Source organism: Bacillus paramycoides, from assembly GCF_038971285.1.
In the GTDB taxonomy this organism is placed as follows: Bacteria; Bacillota; Bacilli; order Bacillales; family Bacillaceae_G; genus Bacillus_A.
In genome coordinates, this window is sequence record NZ_CP152427.1 from 466,265 (window position 1) to 485,240 (window position 18,976).

General features: G+C 35.8%; 22 protein-coding genes. 14 read left to right on the plus strand and 8 right to left on the minus strand.

The window, feature by feature from the left end; genetic code table 11:
- The first annotated feature begins 237 nt into the window (after positions 1 to 237).
- Positions 238 to 834, plus strand: a complete 597-nt coding sequence (locus tag AAG068_RS02425; RefSeq protein ID WP_342717363.1) for a DedA family protein — start codon at positions 238 to 240, stop codon at positions 832 to 834.
- A gap of 7 nt (positions 835 to 841) precedes the next feature.
- On the opposite strand, the gene AAG068_RS02430 is transcribed toward AAG068_RS02425, so the two are convergent.
- The 3 genes from AAG068_RS02430 to AAG068_RS02440 form a co-directional block, all read right to left on the minus strand.
- Positions 842 to 1,270 (minus strand): EamA family transporter, encoded by a 429-nt coding sequence (locus AAG068_RS02430; protein WP_342717365.1) that lies wholly within the window; start codon positions 1,268 to 1,270, stop codon positions 842 to 844.
- A 106-nt stretch (positions 1,271 to 1,376) separates the two neighbouring features.
- The gene (locus tag AAG068_RS02435) at positions 1,377 to 1,523 is read right to left on the minus strand and encodes a BH0509 family protein (RefSeq protein WP_000817786.1); all 147 of its coding nucleotides are present in this window, start codon (positions 1,521 to 1,523) and stop codon (positions 1,377 to 1,379) included.
- Positions 1,524 to 1,677: 154 nt separating this feature from the next.
- Positions 1,678 to 2,094, minus strand: coding sequence for a pyridoxamine 5'-phosphate oxidase family protein (locus tag AAG068_RS02440; RefSeq protein WP_098668591.1), 417 nt, complete (start codon positions 2,092 to 2,094; stop codon positions 1,678 to 1,680).
- 178 nt (positions 2,095 to 2,272) lie between these two features.
- Here AAG068_RS02440 and cax point away from each other — a divergent pair, with 178 nt between their 5' ends.
- Positions 2,273 to 3,328, plus strand: a complete 1,056-nt coding sequence (gene cax, locus AAG068_RS02445; RefSeq protein ID WP_342717368.1) for a calcium/proton exchanger — start codon at positions 2,273 to 2,275, stop codon at positions 3,326 to 3,328.
- A gap of 81 nt (positions 3,329 to 3,409) precedes the next feature.
- Positions 3,410 to 4,207 (plus strand): YfkD famly protein, encoded by a 798-nt coding sequence (locus AAG068_RS02450; protein WP_001992424.1) that lies wholly within the window; start codon positions 3,410 to 3,412, stop codon positions 4,205 to 4,207.
- 34 nt (positions 4,208 to 4,241) lie between these two features.
- Here the strand turns inward: AAG068_RS02450 and yfkAB are convergent, their stop codons facing one another.
- Entirely contained in the window at positions 4,242 to 5,369 is a 1,128-nt protein-coding gene (gene yfkAB, locus AAG068_RS02455) for a radical SAM/CxCxxxxC motif protein YfkAB (protein ID WP_000156008.1), read from the minus strand.
- A gap of 213 nt (positions 5,370 to 5,582) precedes the next feature.
- Here yfkAB and AAG068_RS02460 point away from each other — a divergent pair, with 213 nt between their 5' ends.
- The 6 genes from AAG068_RS02460 (at position 5,583) to truA (ending at position 11,508) form a co-directional block, all read left to right on the plus strand.
- Positions 5,583 to 5,765, plus strand: a complete 183-nt coding sequence (locus AAG068_RS02460) for an SE1561 family protein (protein WP_000513558.1) — start codon at positions 5,583 to 5,585, stop codon at positions 5,763 to 5,765.
- 206 nt (positions 5,766 to 5,971) lie between these two features.
- Positions 5,972 to 7,492, plus strand: coding sequence for a class I fumarate hydratase (fumA, locus tag AAG068_RS02465; RefSeq protein ID WP_342717447.1), 1,521 nt, complete (start codon positions 5,972 to 5,974; stop codon positions 7,490 to 7,492).
- A gap of 126 nt (positions 7,493 to 7,618) precedes the next feature.
- Positions 7,619 to 8,401: a delta-lactam-biosynthetic de-N-acetylase gene (pdaA, locus tag AAG068_RS02470; protein ID WP_098320112.1), complete on the plus strand. Its 783-nt coding sequence runs from the start codon at positions 7,619 to 7,621 to the stop codon at positions 8,399 to 8,401.
- A 59-nt stretch (positions 8,402 to 8,460) separates the two neighbouring features.
- Entirely contained in the window at positions 8,461 to 9,324 is an 864-nt protein-coding gene (locus AAG068_RS02475; RefSeq protein WP_342717451.1) for a DNA-3-methyladenine glycosylase family protein, read from the plus strand.
- Positions 9,325 to 9,334: 10 nt separating this feature from the next.
- Entirely contained in the window at positions 9,335 to 10,714 is a 1,380-nt protein-coding gene (gene rlmD / locus AAG068_RS02480; RefSeq protein WP_342717453.1) for a 23S rRNA (uracil(1939)-C(5))-methyltransferase RlmD, read from the plus strand.
- Between the two features lie 56 nt (positions 10,715 to 10,770).
- Positions 10,771 to 11,508 carry a tRNA pseudouridine(38-40) synthase TruA gene (gene truA / locus AAG068_RS02485; RefSeq protein WP_342719699.1) on the plus strand — a complete coding sequence of 246 codons (738 nt, stop codon included), beginning with the start codon at positions 10,771 to 10,773 and terminating at the stop codon, positions 11,506 to 11,508.
- Positions 11,509 to 11,561: 53 nt separating this feature from the next.
- Here the strand turns inward: truA and AAG068_RS02490 are convergent, their stop codons facing one another.
- Positions 11,562 to 11,759 (minus strand): hypothetical protein, encoded by a 198-nt coding sequence (locus AAG068_RS02490; protein ID WP_000063916.1) that lies wholly within the window; start codon positions 11,757 to 11,759, stop codon positions 11,562 to 11,564.
- Between the two features lie 149 nt (positions 11,760 to 11,908).
- Positions 11,909 to 13,312 carry a sigma-54 interaction domain-containing protein gene (locus AAG068_RS02495; protein ID WP_342717456.1) on the minus strand — a complete coding sequence of 468 codons (1,404 nt, stop codon included), beginning with the start codon at positions 13,310 to 13,312 and terminating at the stop codon, positions 11,909 to 11,911.
- A gap of 274 nt (positions 13,313 to 13,586) precedes the next feature.
- On the opposite strand from AAG068_RS02495, the gene AAG068_RS02500 reads away from it, so the two are divergent.
- From AAG068_RS02500 to AAG068_RS02510, 3 genes are all read left to right on the plus strand, one after another.
- The gene (locus AAG068_RS02500) at positions 13,587 to 13,841 is read left to right on the plus strand and encodes a hypothetical protein (protein ID WP_342717458.1); all 255 of its coding nucleotides are present in this window, start codon (positions 13,587 to 13,589) and stop codon (positions 13,839 to 13,841) included.
- 99 nt (positions 13,842 to 13,940) lie between these two features.
- Positions 13,941 to 15,362, plus strand: a complete 1,422-nt coding sequence (locus AAG068_RS02505) for an amino acid permease (RefSeq protein ID WP_098921708.1) — start codon at positions 13,941 to 13,943, stop codon at positions 15,360 to 15,362.
- A 95-nt stretch (positions 15,363 to 15,457) separates the two neighbouring features.
- On the plus strand, positions 15,458 to 16,732 hold the full coding sequence (locus AAG068_RS02510) for an acetylornithine deacetylase (RefSeq protein ID WP_342717463.1): 1,275 nt from the start codon (positions 15,458 to 15,460) through the stop codon (positions 16,730 to 16,732).
- Positions 16,733 to 16,831: 99 nt separating this feature from the next.
- On the opposite strand, the gene AAG068_RS02515 is transcribed toward AAG068_RS02510, so the two are convergent.
- Positions 16,832 to 17,485, minus strand: coding sequence for a helix-turn-helix domain-containing protein (locus AAG068_RS02515; protein WP_098668599.1), 654 nt, complete (start codon positions 17,483 to 17,485; stop codon positions 16,832 to 16,834).
- A 129-nt stretch (positions 17,486 to 17,614) separates the two neighbouring features.
- Here AAG068_RS02515 and AAG068_RS02520 point away from each other — a divergent pair, with 129 nt between their 5' ends.
- Positions 17,615 to 18,226: a manganese efflux pump gene (locus AAG068_RS02520; protein ID WP_098668600.1), complete on the plus strand. Its 612-nt coding sequence runs from the start codon at positions 17,615 to 17,617 to the stop codon at positions 18,224 to 18,226.
- Between the two features lie 115 nt (positions 18,227 to 18,341).
- A complete protein-coding gene (locus AAG068_RS02525; protein WP_000532411.1) occupies positions 18,342 to 18,500 on the plus strand; it encodes a hypothetical protein in 159 nt (52 codons plus the stop codon).
- A gap of 21 nt (positions 18,501 to 18,521) precedes the next feature.
- Here the strand turns inward: AAG068_RS02525 and AAG068_RS02530 are convergent, their stop codons facing one another.
- On the minus strand, positions 18,522 to 18,863 hold the full coding sequence (locus AAG068_RS02530; protein WP_000766602.1) for a DUF3969 family protein: 342 nt from the start codon (positions 18,861 to 18,863) through the stop codon (positions 18,522 to 18,524).
- Positions 18,864 to 18,976 lie beyond the last annotated feature (113 nt).

Sequence of the window (18,976 nt, forward strand, 5' to 3'; positions counted from 1 at the left end):
ATCGGTGAATACAAGGGAAGTGGGTGAAGGATGGGCGCATGATTGATGTGTGCTAAAGATTAGTGAGAATGAATAAATCTCTACTGATTAATTGTTTACTTTCTTCCCGCTAAAGGAATGGATAGAAGTAGAGTTCATTATAAAAACAATGTATAGTGAATATGTATACCATGTTTGTCTAAAAGATAGAAAGGGCACAATGTGGAATAACGATCGTGCATAGGATGTGTCTTCCGAATGGAACAACATATTGGCGAGTTAATCGCGCATTATGGGTATTTTGGAATTATTATAGCTTTAGCTGGCGGGATTGTTGGATTACCAATACCAGACGAGTTTTTATTGACCTTCGTTGGTTATAACGTTTCAAAAGGCGTTATGTCAGGATCTGCTGCGTTTTTAAGTGGGATGGCTGGTGCGATGTTAGGTATTACATTAAGTTACATACTAGGTTTAAAACTTGGACTCCCTGTTTTAAAAAAATATGGACCAAAAATTAGAATTAAAGAACATCACATTGAAAAAACACATATTTTATTTGAAAAATATGGACCATTTCTTTTAATGATTGGTTACTTTATCCCAGGAGTACGTCATTTAACAGCATATTTTGCTGGGATGTCGAATTTAACGCTTTGGCGTTTTTGTTTGTACGCCTACGGTGGTGCACTTATTTGGATAAGTGTTTTTATTGGACTTGGCTGGAAGTTAGGAGAGAAGTGGCGTTTCGTTGAGTATAGTTTACATCATTATGGAATATGGATTATATCCATTTCAGTAGTTGTTACATGTGCCGTATGGCTTTACATAAAGAAAAAGAAAAACCGCGAGTAGCGGTTTTTTAGCTGAAAGCAATAAATAGTACACCAGCTGTAATAAAGGCAACACCAATACCAGTCATAAGGTTTAACTTTTCGCCGAGTATAATCATAGCGAGAATGATAGAAAATACGACGCTTAGTTTATCGACAGGAGCCACTTGGGAAACCTTCCCTGTTTTGAGGGCAAGAAAATAAAATAGCCATGACGAAGCGCCTGCAACCCCGCTTAATGTGATAAAGAGCAGTGCTTTTTTATTTAGCAGTACGTCGCCAATATTTTGAAATTTACCTTGTATAATAATAACGCCTACCATAAATAATGCCATAATAATAGAACGAACCGTCGTAGCGACATTGGCATCGATTCCATCTAAACCAATCTTTCCGAAAATAGATACAAGTGCAGCAGCAATTGCTGATAATAGTGCGAATAAGAGCCATGAACTCATAGTGAAATTCCTCCAATCTTACATTATTATACATGAAAACCATTCTCATGTATTAATAACAAAATAATCCCCACCTTATATTTTTAATAAGGTGGGGATTATTATACTACTCTGCAATTTCCTCATATAAAAAGTACGTTACATTATAAATATGTTCTACTTCATCGTCTGTCATAAACAATAATTCGTCACGCTCAATCCCTTTTTTCTTTTCGATAAACTCAATCATATTTTTGCGTTCTTCTCTTTTCATCAATTTTATTTCTCCTCTCAATCTGTTTTAATACAGTTTATTTAAGTTACTGCTATTATATAACAGAATCTTTAGAAAGTTCCACCTATTTTATTGTTTTTTTCAGAAGAACTTTTCGACAAAACAAGCCCACCTAAAGGGGGCTTGTTTTATTTTATAGTCGTAAAAACTCGGGCTCCGTCGTACCAGCACCATCGATGTAATAAATTGTGTCGGGATTGATTTTAATTAGTACATAATTAGGGTCTTCAGGACCGAGTAACCAACGTTTTAAGCTATTATTCCAAAACTTGTTTTTTAATGTGGAGTCTTCCTCGATGGAAGCTAATCCTTCCATTTCAATATAATCTTCATCTAATTTTTTTCCTTCACGGCCAAGTAGTACATGTACATTTGGATTGTTTTCAATATCTGTTATCTTTTTTGATTTTCGATCTGTTGCAACATACAGTACAAAATCTTCGTGGAAAAACATCATAAAGGCACTGTGCGGCTTATCATTGCGTACAGTGGATAACACACCAGTTCTTTGTCCTTGAATAATTGTTGCGATTTTTTCTTTTAAGTGCATATTTTTTACCTCTTTTCTTAATTTACATTTCCTCTATTTAAACAAGATGATTTAAACATCTTTCATACTGTTTTCTTCAATTCAATTTTTTAAACGTAATTGTGATGAAATCGGACAAGTTAGGAGAAGAATAATAATAATATCGAGGAGAAATACATACGATGGAAGGATGAAAAGCATGTTTAATAAAATTTTTCTTATAGTAGCGCTGATCGGCGTACCACTTTCTGTACTTGGAAAAACGTTTCATTGGCCTCAAACAATTATGTTCGCTGTGTACTGCATTACGATTATCGCATTAGCGGGTTTTATGGGGAGAGCGACAGAAAGTTTGGCAATTGTATCTGGTCCTAGAATAGGCGGATTATTGAATGCTACTTTCGGTAATGCTGTTGAGCTGATCATTTCGATTTTTGCACTTCAGGCAGGATTAATTGAAGTTGTGTTAGCTTCTTTAACGGGTTCTGTACTTGGAAATTTATTATTAGTAGGAGGGCTTTCCTTTTTTGTAGGGGGGCTTAAATATAAAAGACAAAGTTTTAATGTATATGATGCAAGGCATAATTCGGCTTTATTAATCTTTGCTGTAGTAGTAGCTTTTGTTATCCCAGAGATTTTTTCAATGAAGATGGACGCTGGAAAGACGTATCAATTAAGTATTGGTGTTTCAATTATTATGATTATTATGTACCTTGCTGCATTGCTATTTAAGTTAGTTACACACCGCGGTGTATATCAGCATAAAAGTGATGAAGTCGCTCATGAGGAAGAACCAGAGTGGTCGAAAGGGAAAGCACTACTCATTTTAGCAATAGCGACAATTGCGGTAGCTTATGTGTCAGAGGCGCTCGTGCATACATTTGAGACAGTTGCAAAATCATTTGGTTGGTCAGAATTGTTTATAGGTGTTATTATCGTTGCGATTGTTGGAAATGCAGCAGAACATGCATCTGCAATTATTATGGCGTATAAAAATAAAGTAAATATTGCAGTTGAGATTGCGATAGGTTCTACATTACAAATTGCCATGTTTGTTGCTCCTGTATTAGTACTGCTTTCTATGTTTTTTGCACAAAGGATGCCTTTAGTATTTACAATACCAGAACTTGTTTCTATGATTACAGCTGTTTTCTTAACGATTGCGATTTCAAATGATGGAGATACAAACTGGTTTGAAGGCGGTACTTTATTAGCAGCGTATGTCATTATGGGAATTGGTTTTTATTTATTATGAAAAATAGGCATAACAATTGTGCTCAGAGAAAACAATAAACGAAGTAGTATATATACCTTTACGTAGGAAGGAGCCAGACAGGTGAAACGAGTATACAGCATATGTCTTTCAACTATGGTCTCGTTTATTTTATTATTTCCTAACAGTGGCTTTGCAAAGACAACGGTAGAAACAAAAATGCCTTCATCTGTTTTAAATATTTCTAAAGACAATACGTTTCCAAATGATGCGCAAGATTTACCGCGTTTACAGCCGAGTAAGTTTGCTCAAGAATTATTAAAAACAGCAAATATTAAAATTGAAAATCCGGACTTAATTCGAATGTTTAATGAAACAACAATTTCGAATGCGCCGCTTGCGGTAGGGTACCGAGCAAAGATTTATTTAGGGCAATGGGCTTTACATTATGAATCGATTGATACATCGGTTAATTGGGAATATAAACAAGTAAATCGCAATGTGTACGATAATCGCGGAGGAGATCGCCTATATCCACTACGCTATAAGCAAGAAACACAAAAGACGGTTGAAGGCGATTTAACAGCAGATATGAAAGATGCTGCAGATGTGAAGAAAATGATGCTTCTCAAAGCACTTGAGAAAGTACAATTGCCGCTTTCATTTAAAACGACTATTGGTTATGGTACAGGGCATGAGCGTGTGTATAATATCAGTCCAAGTCAACTTGGATATTTATATGCTTATACACCAGCAGTAAATGAAAAAGGAAAAGTAACATTTGGAGAAGTATACCTCGTATTAAAAGGAAATCAAAAAAGGCTTGTTGTAAAAAATATTACTTCTCAAGGAATCGGAGCTGCTATCCCAATTCATGATCATTTGTATTTTAAATTCATTTCTTCTTCTCATTCGCAATAATATAAAAAACGTCAGCTTATAAGCTGACGTTTTTTTATAATGTAATATTTGCTGTTTTTGATAAGAAATCTTCGGTTGGATAGTAGCTGTTTTTTACAAGAACATTCGGTCCAAGACATTTTACTGCAGGACAGTGACAGCTTAATGATTTTGCTGTTTTTGAAGCGCTCCATTTTTCATAGGCTTCTTGTAACGTATTTGTTTGTATGTTACCTAGAAGTGGAACATCACCAAAGTCCGTTACAATAATATTTCCATCAAAAATATTTACATTTAAACGAGAGCGGCCATCTGGATCGTTACGAACAGTGACATTTTTACTCTCTTGTAATTTTTTAAAAGTGGCAATGTCTCGCTCATCATCGCTACAAGCATAGAAAGGTAAAGTTCCAAATAACATCCATACATTTTCATCGCGAATTTCTAGTAAATGCTCAATTGCATCACGAATTTCAGCTTTCGTTAAAATCTCTAGATTACTCGCGAAGTCACTTGGATACATTGGGTGAACCTCATGACGTTTACATCCCATTTCGTCAACGATTTGACGATGAATATGTTCAATGTGTGGTAGAGTTCGTTTATTCAGCATCGTTTCGGCTGATACGAGTACACCTGCATCTGATAGAGCTTTACTATTTGTAATCATGCGTTCAAATAATTTTGCACGTTGTTCATACGTAGGTTTACGCTCCATCATTGCAAATCCGCCTTCAACGAAGTCGTCAATTGTTCCCCAGTTATGAGATATATGCAATACGTCTAAATAGGGAATAATTTGTTCGTAACGTGCTAAATCTATAGTTAAGTTTGAGTTGATTTGAGTGCGAACGCCTCGTTCATGGGCGTATTTCAAGAGTGGTGTTACATAGTTGTCGACGGATTTTTTTGAAAGCATAGGTTCTCCGCCAGTAATACTTAAAGAACGTAAATGAGGAATCTCATCTAATCGTTTTAATAAAAGATCCATCGGAAGCGGATTCGGGTCTTTCGGCTGTAACGTGTAACCAACAGCGCAATGCTCACAGCGCATATTGCATAACGTCGTTGTTGTAAACTCAACATTTGTTAATAGTAGTTTGCCGTACTCTTCAAGGTCCATATACGCTTCCCATGGATCGTAAGAAGGAGTAATCGGCTTCATTTTTTGTGATATCGTCATATGAAATACTCCTTTGACTATTGAAATAACAATTTGTCCATCCTCTATAATAGAAGAATATGCGCTTTTTATAAAGTGAAACTTTTTTGTGAAAAAAGAGAGAGGGCTTACATTTAAATGAATGACTGTGACAATATTGATGAATTTACATACCCATAGCAATCATTTTTGCGGTATAATAAAAGCAACTCGAATTAAAAGGAGAGTGCCTTCATGGGAAAAGCAATTCAAGATAAAGACACACAATTAGTATATTTAAAAGAACGTTTAAATATGTTCATTGAAGTAATTGATACAATTGAACCTGAAGAAGTAGAATTAGAAGATGTGGATCGTCTTCTTGCAATGCTAGATGAATTAGAATTAAAATGTGAGCAATTTAAAAAAGACGAATAATATATTAAAAAGGCTGCCAATTCCAATTTGGTAGCCTTTTTCTGTGAGGATAATAGAAGGACGATAGAAAAAGAGGTATAATCAAGTTGTGAAAAATTCCATGTATGCTTGAATAGCGTGAAATAAATAAAAAGCTAAAGAGCATTACGATGGAAATTTCAGCTCATAACGTTTTGGTAGCGTTCACAATTGAGGGGGAAGTAACAATGGAAAAGCTTCAAGAAAGCATGTATCAACTAATTGTTGAAACGTCAACGAACTTACCGAAAGATGTTCGTCGTGCGATTCAACAAGCGAAAGAGCGAGAAAATGCAGGGACTCGTTCTGCGATGGCACTTGGCACAATTACAAATAATATTAAAATGGCTGATGATAACATCTCGCCAATTTGCCAAGATACAGGGATGCCAACGTTTAAAATTTATACACCAGTTGGTGTGAATCAATTAAAGTTGAAGGAAGCTATCTATGATGCGCTTGAGCGGGCGACAAAAGATGGTAAACTTCGTCCAAATTCTGTTGATTCTCTTTTTGGAGACAATAGTGGAAATAATTTAGGACCAGGTACACCGGTTATTAAGTTTGAACAATGGGAAAAAGATTATATTGATGCACGTTTAATCCTAAAGGGTGGTGGCTGTGAGAATAAAAATATTCAGTATAGCTTACCATGTGAACTAGAAGGACTTGGACGAGCTGGCCGTGATTTAGAAGGGATTCGTAAATGCCTTCTTCATGCGGTATATCAAGCACAAGGTCAAGGATGTAGTGCAGGTGTAATTGGTGTTGGTATCGGGGGAGACCGCACATCCGGTTACGAATTAGCAAAAAATCAATTATTCCGTACATTAGATGATGTCAATCCAATCCCAGAGTTACAACAACTTGAAGAGTACGTATTAGAAAATGCGAATAAGCTTGGCATTGGTACGATGGGATTTGGTGGAGAAACAACTTTACTTGGCTGTAAAATTGGCGTGTATAACCGTCTGCCAGCTAGTTTCTACGTATCTGTGGCGTATAATTGCTGGGCATACCGTCGCCTTGGTGTAACAATCCATCCTGAAACAGGTGAAATTATGGATTGGTTATATCAAGAAGGTGAAGATACACTGGAGCAAGAAGTACAAGAAAAAACAGAGCAACGTGAAATTGTATTACAAGCGCCAATTACAGAAGAGCAAATTCGTGAACTTCGCGTTGGTGATGTTGTAACAATTAATGGCATGATGTATACAGGTCGTGACGCAATTCATAAGCATTTAATGGATAACGATTGTCCAGTAGATTTAAATGGACAAATTATTTACCACTGTGGTCCAGTTGTTGTGAAAGATGAAAATGACAATTGGCAAATTAAAGCGGCAGGTCCAACGACAAGTATTCGTGAAGAACCGTACCAAGGTGATATTATGAAGAAATTCGGTATTAGAGCTGTCATTGGAAAAGGCGGTATGGGTGCGAAAACATTAGCAGCTTTAGAAGAACACGGTGGTGTATATTTAAACGCAATCGGTGGTGCAGCGCAATATTATGCTGAATGTATTAAAGAAGTGAAAGATGTTGATTTCTTACAATTTGGTATTCCAGAGGCAATGTGGCATTTACGTATCGATGGATTTAAAGCAGTTGTAACAATGGATTCTCACGGTAATAGCTTACATGCAGATGTTGATAAAACATCACTTGAAAAATTAGCTAGCTTTAAAGAGCCAGTATTTAAGTAAACAAAAATGCATCTCGAATCATTCGAGATGCATTTTTTTGGTATATATAGAAAAACATGTTCAGCATGAAAGAATGCGTAGCAACAGAAACTACAAGTACGATTATATATGGAAAGGAGACTATTTATGAAACATAAATGGTTATATATCGGTCTCATTTTTTCAATTATGATGGCACTTGTTCCAGTTTCGGCACTAGCTTATACAAATACTCCACATAACTGGGGAATCCCGCGTCCTAAAAATGAAACAGTACCAGATGCAGGAAAGTTATATACAGATTTGCTACAAAAAAATGGCGGTTTTTATTTAGGGGATACGAAGAAAAAAGATATTTATTTAACATTTGATAATGGTTATGAGAATGGATACACAGGAAAAATCTTAGACGTATTAAAAGAGAAAAAAGTACCAGCAACTTTCTTTGTAACGGGGCATTACATTAAAACACAAAAAGATTTATTGTTAAGAATGAAAGATGAAGGACACATTATTGGAAACCATTCGTGGAGCCATCCTGATTTTACAGCGGTAAATGATGAGAAACTTCGTCAAGAATTAACGAGTGTAACGGAAGAAATTAAGAAAGTAACCGGGCAAAAAGAAGTGAAATATGTACGTCCTCCGCGCGGCGTATTTAGTGAAAGAACGTTGGCTCTTACGAAAGAAATGGGCTACTATAATGTATTTTGGTCACTTGCATTTTTGGATTGGAAAGTGGATGAGCAAAGAGGATGGCAATATGCCCATAATAATGTTATGACGATGATTCATCCAGGATCTATTTTATTACTTCATGCAATATCAAAAGATAATGCAGAAGCACTTGCGAAAATCATTGATGATTTGCGCGAGAAAGGGTATCATTTTAAAAGTCTAGATGACTTAGTAAAAAGCAATCAACCGTAAGCATGTATGCTTGCGGTTTTCTCATGCTATAATGATGTGTAAAAAGGATGGGGAAACGTATGTGGAGCGAACATGTTACGTTAGAGTATCCGTATCATTTTGAAGAAGTATTAAAACGTTTATCTTTTGATCCTCTTAACGTCATTCAATTAGATGAGAAAGTTATTTATGTCCCGATTTGTATAGACGAGGAACAGATTGTTGTTCGCCTGCAAGGGATTGGTACTGTTCAAAATCCACAGTTTTGGATTTCTAGTCAGACAGGAGATCCAGAGAAAGTCATGAAACGAATGAGGGCCATTTTTCATTGGAATGAACCGTTTCAAGATATACAAAATCATTTTTTAAACACATCATTACGTCCACTATTTGAAACATATGCTTATACTCCAATTATTTTAGAATTTGATTATTTTGCTTGTCTTCTTCGCTGTATCATTCATCAACAAATAAATTTGAAATTTGCTACTGTGTTAACAGAACAGTTTGTGAAACGATATGGAACAGAAAAGAACGGCGTATTCTTTTTCCCAACTCCAGAAAGAGTAGCAAGCATTTCAATAGAGGAATTGAGAGAGCTGAAGTTTAGTCAGCGAAAAGCTGAATATATAGTAGGATTAGGTAGAAGTATCGTCAGCGGTACATTAAATTTAGCGAGTATAGAAACCAGGGCGGAAGAAGAGGTTTCAGCACAACTGTTACCAATTAGGGGGATTGGTACATGGACAGTGCAAAATTTTTTAATGTTTGGGCTTGGACGGAAAAATATGTTTCCGAAAGCGGACATTGGGATTCAGCGTGCAGTACAAGGTGTATTTCAATTAGATCATAAACCTGATGATGCATTTTTAGAAAAAGTGAAACAAGAGTGTGAACCATACTGCAGTTATGCAGCGTTATATTTATGGAAAAGTATAGAGTAGAGGTGTAATAATGATACAAAAGCAACATGAGAGTAAGTTGGAAGTTGGTCAAACGTTTCCTGTGACAATTAAACGTCTTGGGATTAACGGAGAAGGCGTTGGTTATTTTAAGAGACAAGTTGTTTTCATTCCAGGGGCATTACCAGGAGAAGAAGTTGTTGCTGAAACAACGAAAATTCAGCGTGGTTTCGCTGAAGCGAAAGTGAAAAAGGTTCGTAAAGCTTCACCACATCGTGTGAAAGCGCCATGTCCGGTATATGAAGAGTGCGGCGGTTGCCAATTGCAACATTTAGACTATAAAGAACAACTAAATCAAAAGCGTGATATCGTTGTACAAGCATTCCAGAAGTATATGAACAACGGTTTGGAAGAGAAAATTCGTCCGACGCTTGGCATGCAAAATCCATGGCATTATCGTAATAAGAGTCAATTACAAGTGGGACGTAAAGACGAAAAGGTTATTACAGGGCTGTATAAACAAAACTCACATCAGTTAATTGATATTGCTCATTGTATGATTCAACATAAAGCAACGAATGAAGCGACAAAAGTTGTAAGACGTATATTAGAAAAGTTAAATATTTCTATTTATAATGAGAAAAAGCAAAAAGGTTTAGTACGTACAATTGTGACACGTACTGCAGTGCAAACAGGGGAAGTACAAGTTACACTTATTACAACAAAAGAAGAATTGCCAAATAAAGAGCAATTTATCGCAGAAGTACAAAAACAGATGCCAGCTGTTAAATCAATTATGCAAAATGTAAACTGGCGTAAAACATCTGTTATTTTCGGTGATAAAACATTTAAATTAGCTGGAAAAGAAGTAATTCAAGAAACACTTGGTGATTTATCATTTGAATTATCAGCACGTGCATTCTTCCAATTGAATCCAGAACAAACGGTTGTTTTATACAATGAAGCGAAAAAAGCCGCTGCTTTAACAGGCAATGAGAAAATTGTAGATGCGTATTGTGGCGTTGGTACAATCGGTCTTTGGCTTGCAAATGATGCAGCGGAAGTACGTGGTATGGATGTAATTCCAGAAGCGATTGCAGATGCAAGAAAAAATGCGAAGCGTCACGGATTTACAAATACGAAATATGAAGCAGGTAAAGCTGAACAATGGTTACCGAAATGGGTAAAAGAAGGATGGCGTCCAGATGTAATTGTTGTCGATCCACCACGTACAGGTTGCGATGATAAATTACTGGAAACAATTTTAAAAGTGAAGCCGAAACAAGTTGTTTATGTGTCTTGTAATCCTTCTTCATTAGCTCGTGATGTACAAGCATTAATGAAGAGCTATGAAGTGGAATATGTACAACCAGTTGATATGTTCCCGCATACAGCTCATGTAGAAAATGTAGTGAAGCTTGTTAGAAAGTAAAGTATATTCATATTCCCTCACGGTTGGAGGGAATATTTTCTATGAAGGAGAATGAAATGTACAATTATAAATTAACGATTCAGTACGACGGTGCACGTTTTAAAGGATGGCAACGTCTCGGTAATAACGATAATACGATTCAAGGGAAAATTGAAAGTGTCATCTCTGAAATGGTCGGAAAAGAAATTGAAATTATCGGTTGTAGTAGAACAGACGCTGGTGTACATGCATTGAATCAAGTTGCTAACTTTCAAAGTGATGAGAAGTTAGTGGAACATAAAGTAAAAAAATATTTAAATCAATATTTACCAAATGATATTAGCATTACAAATGTGGAAGAAGTACATGATCGCTTCCATGCTCGTTACAATTCTAAAGCAAAAACATATCTTTATAAAATTTGGAATGAAGAGCACACAAATCCATTTATTCGTAAATATAGCATGCATGTGAATAAAAAATTAAATGTGAAAAGCATGAAAGAAGCTGCGAAACATTTAGTTGGTTCACATGACTTTACTGCCTTTTCAAATGCAAAATCAAAGAAAAAGTCTATGGTGCGAGAAGTATATACACTTGAAGTGATGGAAGAAGCAGGATTTGTACAAATTAGAGTAAGTGGTAACGGATTCCTTCATAACATGGTCCGAAAAATTGTTGGAGCATTAATTGAAGTTGGATTAGGACAATTAGATGCAGAAGCAATTCCACACATTTTAGAGGCGAAACAACGCAATCAAATTAATTGTCTTGCTGAGGCGAGTGGTTTGTATTTGGAGAATGTTGAGTTTTAATAGTCATAAAAAAAATCGAGCTGTGTAGGCTCGATTTTTTTTATGCTTTGGCGTTAAGAAGATTTTTCTTTTTTCATACGTATCTTCAAATTCCAAAAAGCAGCAAGCATAATAGCTGCAAAGGAGCCGCTAATTGTTGCTAATAGTTTTGCATAAGGATAGGCATTTATATCAACTAGTAACATCATACATACAATGGTAGGGAAGAAGGCTAAGTATTGTAATAACTTTAATTTGTTATCATTACTCATATATATCGTTCCTTTCTAGTATGTTATATGTTTAGTATAGCATATTTTACCAAATGTTTATTTGTACTTTAAAGCAGATTTCTGCTATATGAATAAGCAATAAAAGTTGAATAGGTGAGAGTTAGTAATCGACTCATTCAATTTTCATTTCATATGTGTAAATGCAGTTTTTTAATTCGATATTGTAAGTTTTGTCTACTTAATCCTAAAAATTTTGCAGCTTGTGAGATATTCCCGTGATACTCTTTTAGAATTTGATTGATGTAGTTTTTTTCCATTTCTTCTATTGTGTGCTTTAACGTTTTAGGCGTATCAGTATTGTTATTAGTTAAGAAAGGTTCCGTATTGAATTCTTTTTTTATTCGTTCGCGAAAGCGAGTGGGAAGGTGAAACGCTGTAATGATGGTTTCATCTTCAACTAAATTCATTGAACCTTCAATGATATGTTCCAATTCTCTTACGTTTCCAGGCCAATCATATGCATACAAAAATTCTCTTACATGCACATCTACATCTGTTACACTAAGTCCAAATTGAATGTTGTATTTTTCGATAAAGTGCTGAACAAGAGCCGGAATATCTTCTTTTCGTTCACGTAAAGGCGGAAGACATAAAGTAACGACGCTTAATCGATAATATAAGTCTTCTCGTAATCGATTGTGTGTAATAGCTTCAAGAGGGTCTTCATTAATAGTTGCTATAATGCGAACGTCAATTTCTTTTTCTTGTGTGCCTCCGATTCTTCGTATTGTTTTTTCTTGTATAGCTCGCAGTAACTTCGCTTGAAGTGCTGGACTTAATGAGTTGATCTCATCTAATAACAAAGTTCCTCCGTTCGCTTCTTCAAATAAACCAGCTTTATCGATAGCTCCTGTAAATGCACCTCGGTTCGTACCAAATAATAAGCTTTCCATGAGTGTATCAGGTATAGCGGCACAGTTTTGTGAAATAAATGGTTTTGTTGAACGCTGACTTTCGTTATGGATACTTTGTGCAAATAGTTCTTTACCGGTCCCCGTTTCCCCTACGAGAAGTATGGAGGAGGATGTACGAATAACTCTTTTAGCTTCTGTAATGACGGATTGAATCGCACTAGAATCACCGATTATGTGATCAAAGGTAAACTTATTATTTTGTTTTCGAGAAAGGCTTGTTTTCATTGTTTGTTTGGAATGATTAATCTCTGTTGAAATTTCAATAGCGCCTTTAATTTTTCCGTTTTCTATTATAGGGAAAGTATTATTAATCGTTGTAATTTCTTGCCCTTTATTATTAAAATACGTTTGTTTTATATTTTTGTTTGTTTTTCCTAATTTTAATGCCTCTATAAGAGTACTATTTTTATTTTCTTCAAATGCAAATACTTCTAAAGGACTTTTATATAATACAGCTGAGCGTTCCATTGATTCAATTTCCATCATTTTGCGGTTGTAGATAATCGTTTTACTTTCCTCATTAATAATATGAATCCCGATATCGAGCTCATTGAGTAAAGTTTCATATAGCATATTCATTTCAATGATCTGTTTTAAATTAATTTCTTCTGTACGCATAGATTATCTTCTCCTCATTTCACCCTATGAAGACTAACTTTTTATAATTTTATTAAAATTCTTATAAAACCGCAAAATTTTTTTGCTATTTTTCTTTTAAAACTTCTTACATGATAGAAAAATTTTGCGGTTATGAAGATTTTTTTGTTAGGAACCTTCATTTTAAGTAGGAATTGAAGATTGGTACGCATTTTGCATAAATAATAGTTGAAATCTCTAAAGGAGGGATATGCAACGTTTCAGTACCAATTAATAAGAAGGAGGAGTTTATAAAGTGAAGACGGTTATAGAAGGCGTGTATAGCCCTTGTTACGGGAAGGTAGAGAAGTTATTTGTTACGGAAAGTTCCTACGTATACGAATGGGAGAAATTAGCGTTAATTGAAACAATAGAAAAGCAGAAAGTAGAAATTAAGGTAGGAATCAGTGGGTATATCGAATCATTAGAAGTAGTTGAAGGACAAGCCATCGCTGATCAAAAGCTATTAATAACAGTGAGGGATGATCTTTTAATAACAGGTAGTGATTAATACTATGTATTTTGCTCTTTTCAATAATTATTTTTCGTATAAATAATTTTAAAAACGCTTACATGAAATGGGTTTCCAAAGGGAAAAGGGGGGATTTGTATGATGGATCAAAACCAAGGATTAAAAAGGGAATTGAAAAGCAGACACATATTTATGATTGCACTTGGAGGAGTTATTGGTACTGGACTTTTTTTAGGATCGGGGTATACAATTCATGAAGCTGGGCCTGGAGGAGCGATTGTAGCTTATCTTGTTGGAGGATTTGTTATGTATTTAACGATGCTCTGTCTCGGAGAATTAGCTGTTGCGATGCCTGACGCAGGATCTTATCAAACGTATGCTACGAAGCATATTTCCCCTGCAGCGGGTTATGTAGTCGGATGGATGTCGTGGCTAAACTGGTCGGCTACAATAGGTATTGAACTAATTGCAGTTAGTATTTTAATGAAACGATGGTTTCCTGATGTACCGTCTTGGATTTGGTGCGTAGTGTTTGCGGTACTACTTTTTGCTATTAACGCGTTATCTTCAAGAAGTTTTGCAGAAGTTGAATTTTGGTTTGCAAGTATTAAAGTCATTACAATCATTGCATTTATTATTTTGGGCGGGGCAGCAATGTTTGGTTTTCTAGATATGAAAGGAAATGAACCAGCACCAATGTTTTCTAGCTTTACTGATTATGGTGGGTTGTTTCCAAATGGATTATCCGCTATTTTAATTACGATGATTGCTGTTAATTTTTCCTTCCAAGGAACAGAGCTAGTTGGTATTGCAGCTGGAGAGAGTGAAAATCCAGAAAAAACAATCCCGAAGGCAATTAATAATACGGTTTGGCGTATACTTGTGTTCTTTGTATTATCTATTTTCATTCTTGCAGGATTATTCCCATGGCAACAAGCAGGAGTGATAGAAAGTCCATTCGTAGTTGTATTTGATAAAATTGGTATTCCTTATGCAGCCGATATTATCAATTTCGTTATCATTACAGCAGTATTATCCGTTGCGAATTCAGGATTATATGCAACTTCTCGTATGCTATGGTCTATGTCTAATCAAGGAATGATTAGTCCAATTTTTGGTAAGTTATCTAAAAATGGTGTTCCTATTTATGCGTTGATTGTAAGTACGATTGTAGGTTGTCTTTCATTACTATCAGGTATTTATGCGGAAGATACAGTTTATTTATGGCTACTTTCTATTGCCGGGTTCGGAGCGATATTAGTTTGGGCATCTATTGCTCTATCTAACTTATTAGCTAGAAGGTCATATGTGAAGCAGGGCGGGGATGTGAAGGACTTGAAATTTAAAACACCGCTGTATCCATTCGTACCACTGCTTGCGTTAGTATTAAATATAACAGTAATTGTAGGTATGGCCTTTATTCCAGAACAAAGAATGGCATTGTATTGTGGTATTCCCTTTATGATTGTTTGTTTACTGTTTTACCGTGCGACAAGAAATAAGGGGAGTAACTTAGAGCATATTGAAAAGACAAAGACAACAGAAATAGAGAGTTTATAATAGTGATTAATTTGGAGACTGTAAAATTGTAAACAGTCTCTTTTTTTGTGAAAATAAAGCTGGGAACATACTACGTATGCAAAGGGGAATTAGCGATGAATGAAGAAGTTTCACAGCTATTAGAACAGATTGATCTACGAAAAGATGAGTTACTAGAGCTTACAAAAACATTAATTCGCTTTGAAACACCAGCACCGCCGGCGAGAAATACAAATGTGGCGCAAGAATTTGTTGCACAGTTTCTAAGAAAACGAAATTTTAGTGTTGATAAATGGGATGTATATCCGAATGATCCGAACGTTGTTGGGGTGAAAAAAGGGATAGAAAGTGACACACATAAAAGTCTTATTATTAATGGGCATATGGATGTAGCGGAAATATCAGCAGATGAGGCGTGGGAAACGAATCCGTTTGAGCCATTTATAAGAGATGGTTGGTTAGTTGGACGTGGTGCGGCAGATATGAAAGGGGGACTAGCTGGGGCATTATTTGCTATTCAGCTTTTACAAGAAGCAGGCATTGAATTGCCTGGAGATTTAATCTTTCAATCCGTAATCGGGGAAGAAGTTGGGGAGGCAGGTACGCTTCAATGTTGCAAAAGGGGGTATGATGCTGATTTTGCAGTCGTAGTGGATACGAGTGATTTACATATGCAAGGACAGGGCGGCGTAATTACTGGATGGATTACTGTGAAAAGCCCCCAAACGTTTCATGATGCAACACGCAGACAAATGATTCATGCTGGAGGACGTTTATTCGGAGCGAGTGCGATTGAAAAAATGATGAAAATTGTACAAAGTTTACAAGAATTAGAGCGTCATTGGGCGGTTATGAAAACATATGAAGGCTATCCGTCTGGAACAACAACAATTAATCCAGCTGTTATTGAGGGCGGACGACATGCAGCGTTTATTGCCGATGAGTGCCGATTATGGATCACGGTGCACTTTTATCCGAATGAAACACATGAACAAATAATAAAAGAAATTGAAGAGTATATTGGGAAAGTAGCGGCTGCCGATCCGTGGTTAAGTGAAAATCCACCACAATTTAAGTGGGGCGGAGAATCAATGATTGTGGATCGTGGCGAAATTTTTCCTTCTTTAGAAATAGATAGTGAACATGCAGCTGTAAAAACGCTTAGCTCAGTACACGAAACAATTTTATCTAAAAATGCAATTTTAGATATGTCTGCAACGGTAACGGACGGTGGTTGGTTTAGTGAATTTCATATTCCGGCTGTTATTTACGGACCAGGTACATTAGAAGAAGCTCATTCAATAAATGAGAAAGTTGAAGTAGAACAGTTAATTGAATTTACAAAAGTAATAACAGCATTTATATATGAATGGTGTCATACGAAAAAATAGATTAGTATGTTGAAATCGTACAGGTATGTATACTTGTACGATTTTTTAGTGAACTATTTCAGAGCTGAATAGAAACAACTGAAATAGTTCTTTATTTTTCTATGTCTTTCGTTTGAGTTCGATTAATTTCTCTTTTGCTAATTCAACAGCAATTGCATCATCTAAATAGCCAATTGGAAAGAGGTAATCGGGAATAATATCTGTCGATAAAATGAAATACAGTAATGCACCTCCAAGAACTGCACGCTCTTCTCTTGGATTAGTTTCATTGCAAAATTGTTGATACATATCCGTTAATTGTTCAATGAAAGGACCAGCACTATCAATTTGTTCTAATTTGCTCGCGAAACTTTCATGGATACGTTTTTCACCTTCTGCTGTTTGAGCATATCGTTCATAGCTTTCAAGTTCTTGTTTTACGCGAGTTGTTGTGTAGTCGAAATCGAATAAGTTAGAGGATTGCAGCGTTTGTTGAATTGTATCAAGGGATGTGTACATATCCGTCTTTTCCTTATTAATGTGAGGAGAATCAGGATACATTTCATCAAAAAACAATTGAGGTGGAACTTGCAGACATTCTGCAAATTTTTGTAGATGCTTTTGCTTTGGCGGTTGTTTACCATTCATAATTCTTGAAATTGTTGCGGGATCAATATTCGTCAGCATTCCGAGTTGGCGCATAGATAAGGCACGTTCTTTTAAAAGTTTTTTTATTAATCTACTAAGCCGCTCATTTGGATTTTCTTTAGGCATAGTGAAGGCACTCCTTTTTATTGTTGAAAAAATGTTGAGCATTTATTACATGTATATGAAACAGACAGGCACAGTTGCTCAACATTTTCATAAGATGCATGGAAAAGTGTGAAAAAGGGGTGGCTGTTTATGAGTACGGCAGGTCTATTTTCAATTTTTTTAATCGGGATTGCTTCTAATTTAGATAATGCAGGTGTCGGGATTGCATATGGCATTCGTAAAATTCGAATTTCATGGCTTAACAATTTTATCATCGCATTTTTTGGTTTTTTATTTACTTTATTAGCTGGCTTTTTTGGAAACTGGATTGCGTTATTTATATCAGAGTTTACTGCAAACTTGATTGGAGCAATCGTTTTAGGGGTAATCGGGGTTTTTATTTTGTGCCAGCCTTTCTTGGGGCAAAGAAATACCGTAAGCTCTAACGATGGTAGTGTACTTATGGGAATTTTACGTGATCCAGAAAAAGCAGATTTTGATGGTTCTAAAACAATTAGTTTTTCAGAAGCAATTGTATTAGGGATTGCATTATCTATTAATAATATTGCAGGTGGATTTGACGCTGGGGTAACAAACTTGAATTTGTGGCTTACAGCAACTATTTCTGGGGTGTTTAGTTTTATTTGTATTAGTGGGTTTGCGTATGTAGGAAAACGATTTTTAGCAGCATACTTAGGGAAATGGGCTACTGTTATTGCGGGAGTTTTATTAATTCTTATTGGGATTGATCAGTTGTTGTAAGGAGAACAGAAAACAATGTTCGAGTATTTCCTTGGAAATACGGCAAAGGATTGCATATGTCGACGTACTTTTCCCCATACTAATACGGATTTCTTTTAAAGAAAGGGGGATCCGTATGGGACGCGGAAAAGCATTTGATCATAAGAAAAAAGGGCATGACCATCAACCGCCTAAAGGTGCGTTCATTCATAAAGATGTAAATGAACATACTTTAGAAGAGGAAGAGCTACCAGTAAATATTGAGACGTATAAAAATAGTTTGAAAAAACATTAAAAGCACCTACATAGGTGCTTTTTAGCGTATATCTTCAATTAGTTGTTCAGATTCTTCGTGCATGCTGTATTCACTTAACACTTGAATGCAAAGCCACTTTAATTCTTCAATCGTATGTTCAAGTTCTTCAGGAAGTACATGATGAATGTCTTCAAGTCCCATTCCGAAATGAATAAGTTCAAGTACTTGATCATCGATGTTCCGGTCCATTAATAGCTCAAGTACTTCTAAATTGAATATGTATCGGTGAGCTTCATCGAGTGAAACCACTTTTAACTTCAAGCTTTCTACAATACTCAATATAAAGAGAAGAATTGTTTTTTCAAGAACAGGCTGTTTTTCCATCTGAAATATTAGTTTCATCCTTCACACCTCCACATATAGCGCTAGGTTGTACTATACTATTCAGGGTGGGGGAGCAAATATGCATGATATAGAGAAACTTTCAGTACTGTTTTTGTAGGGGATTGGTAGCT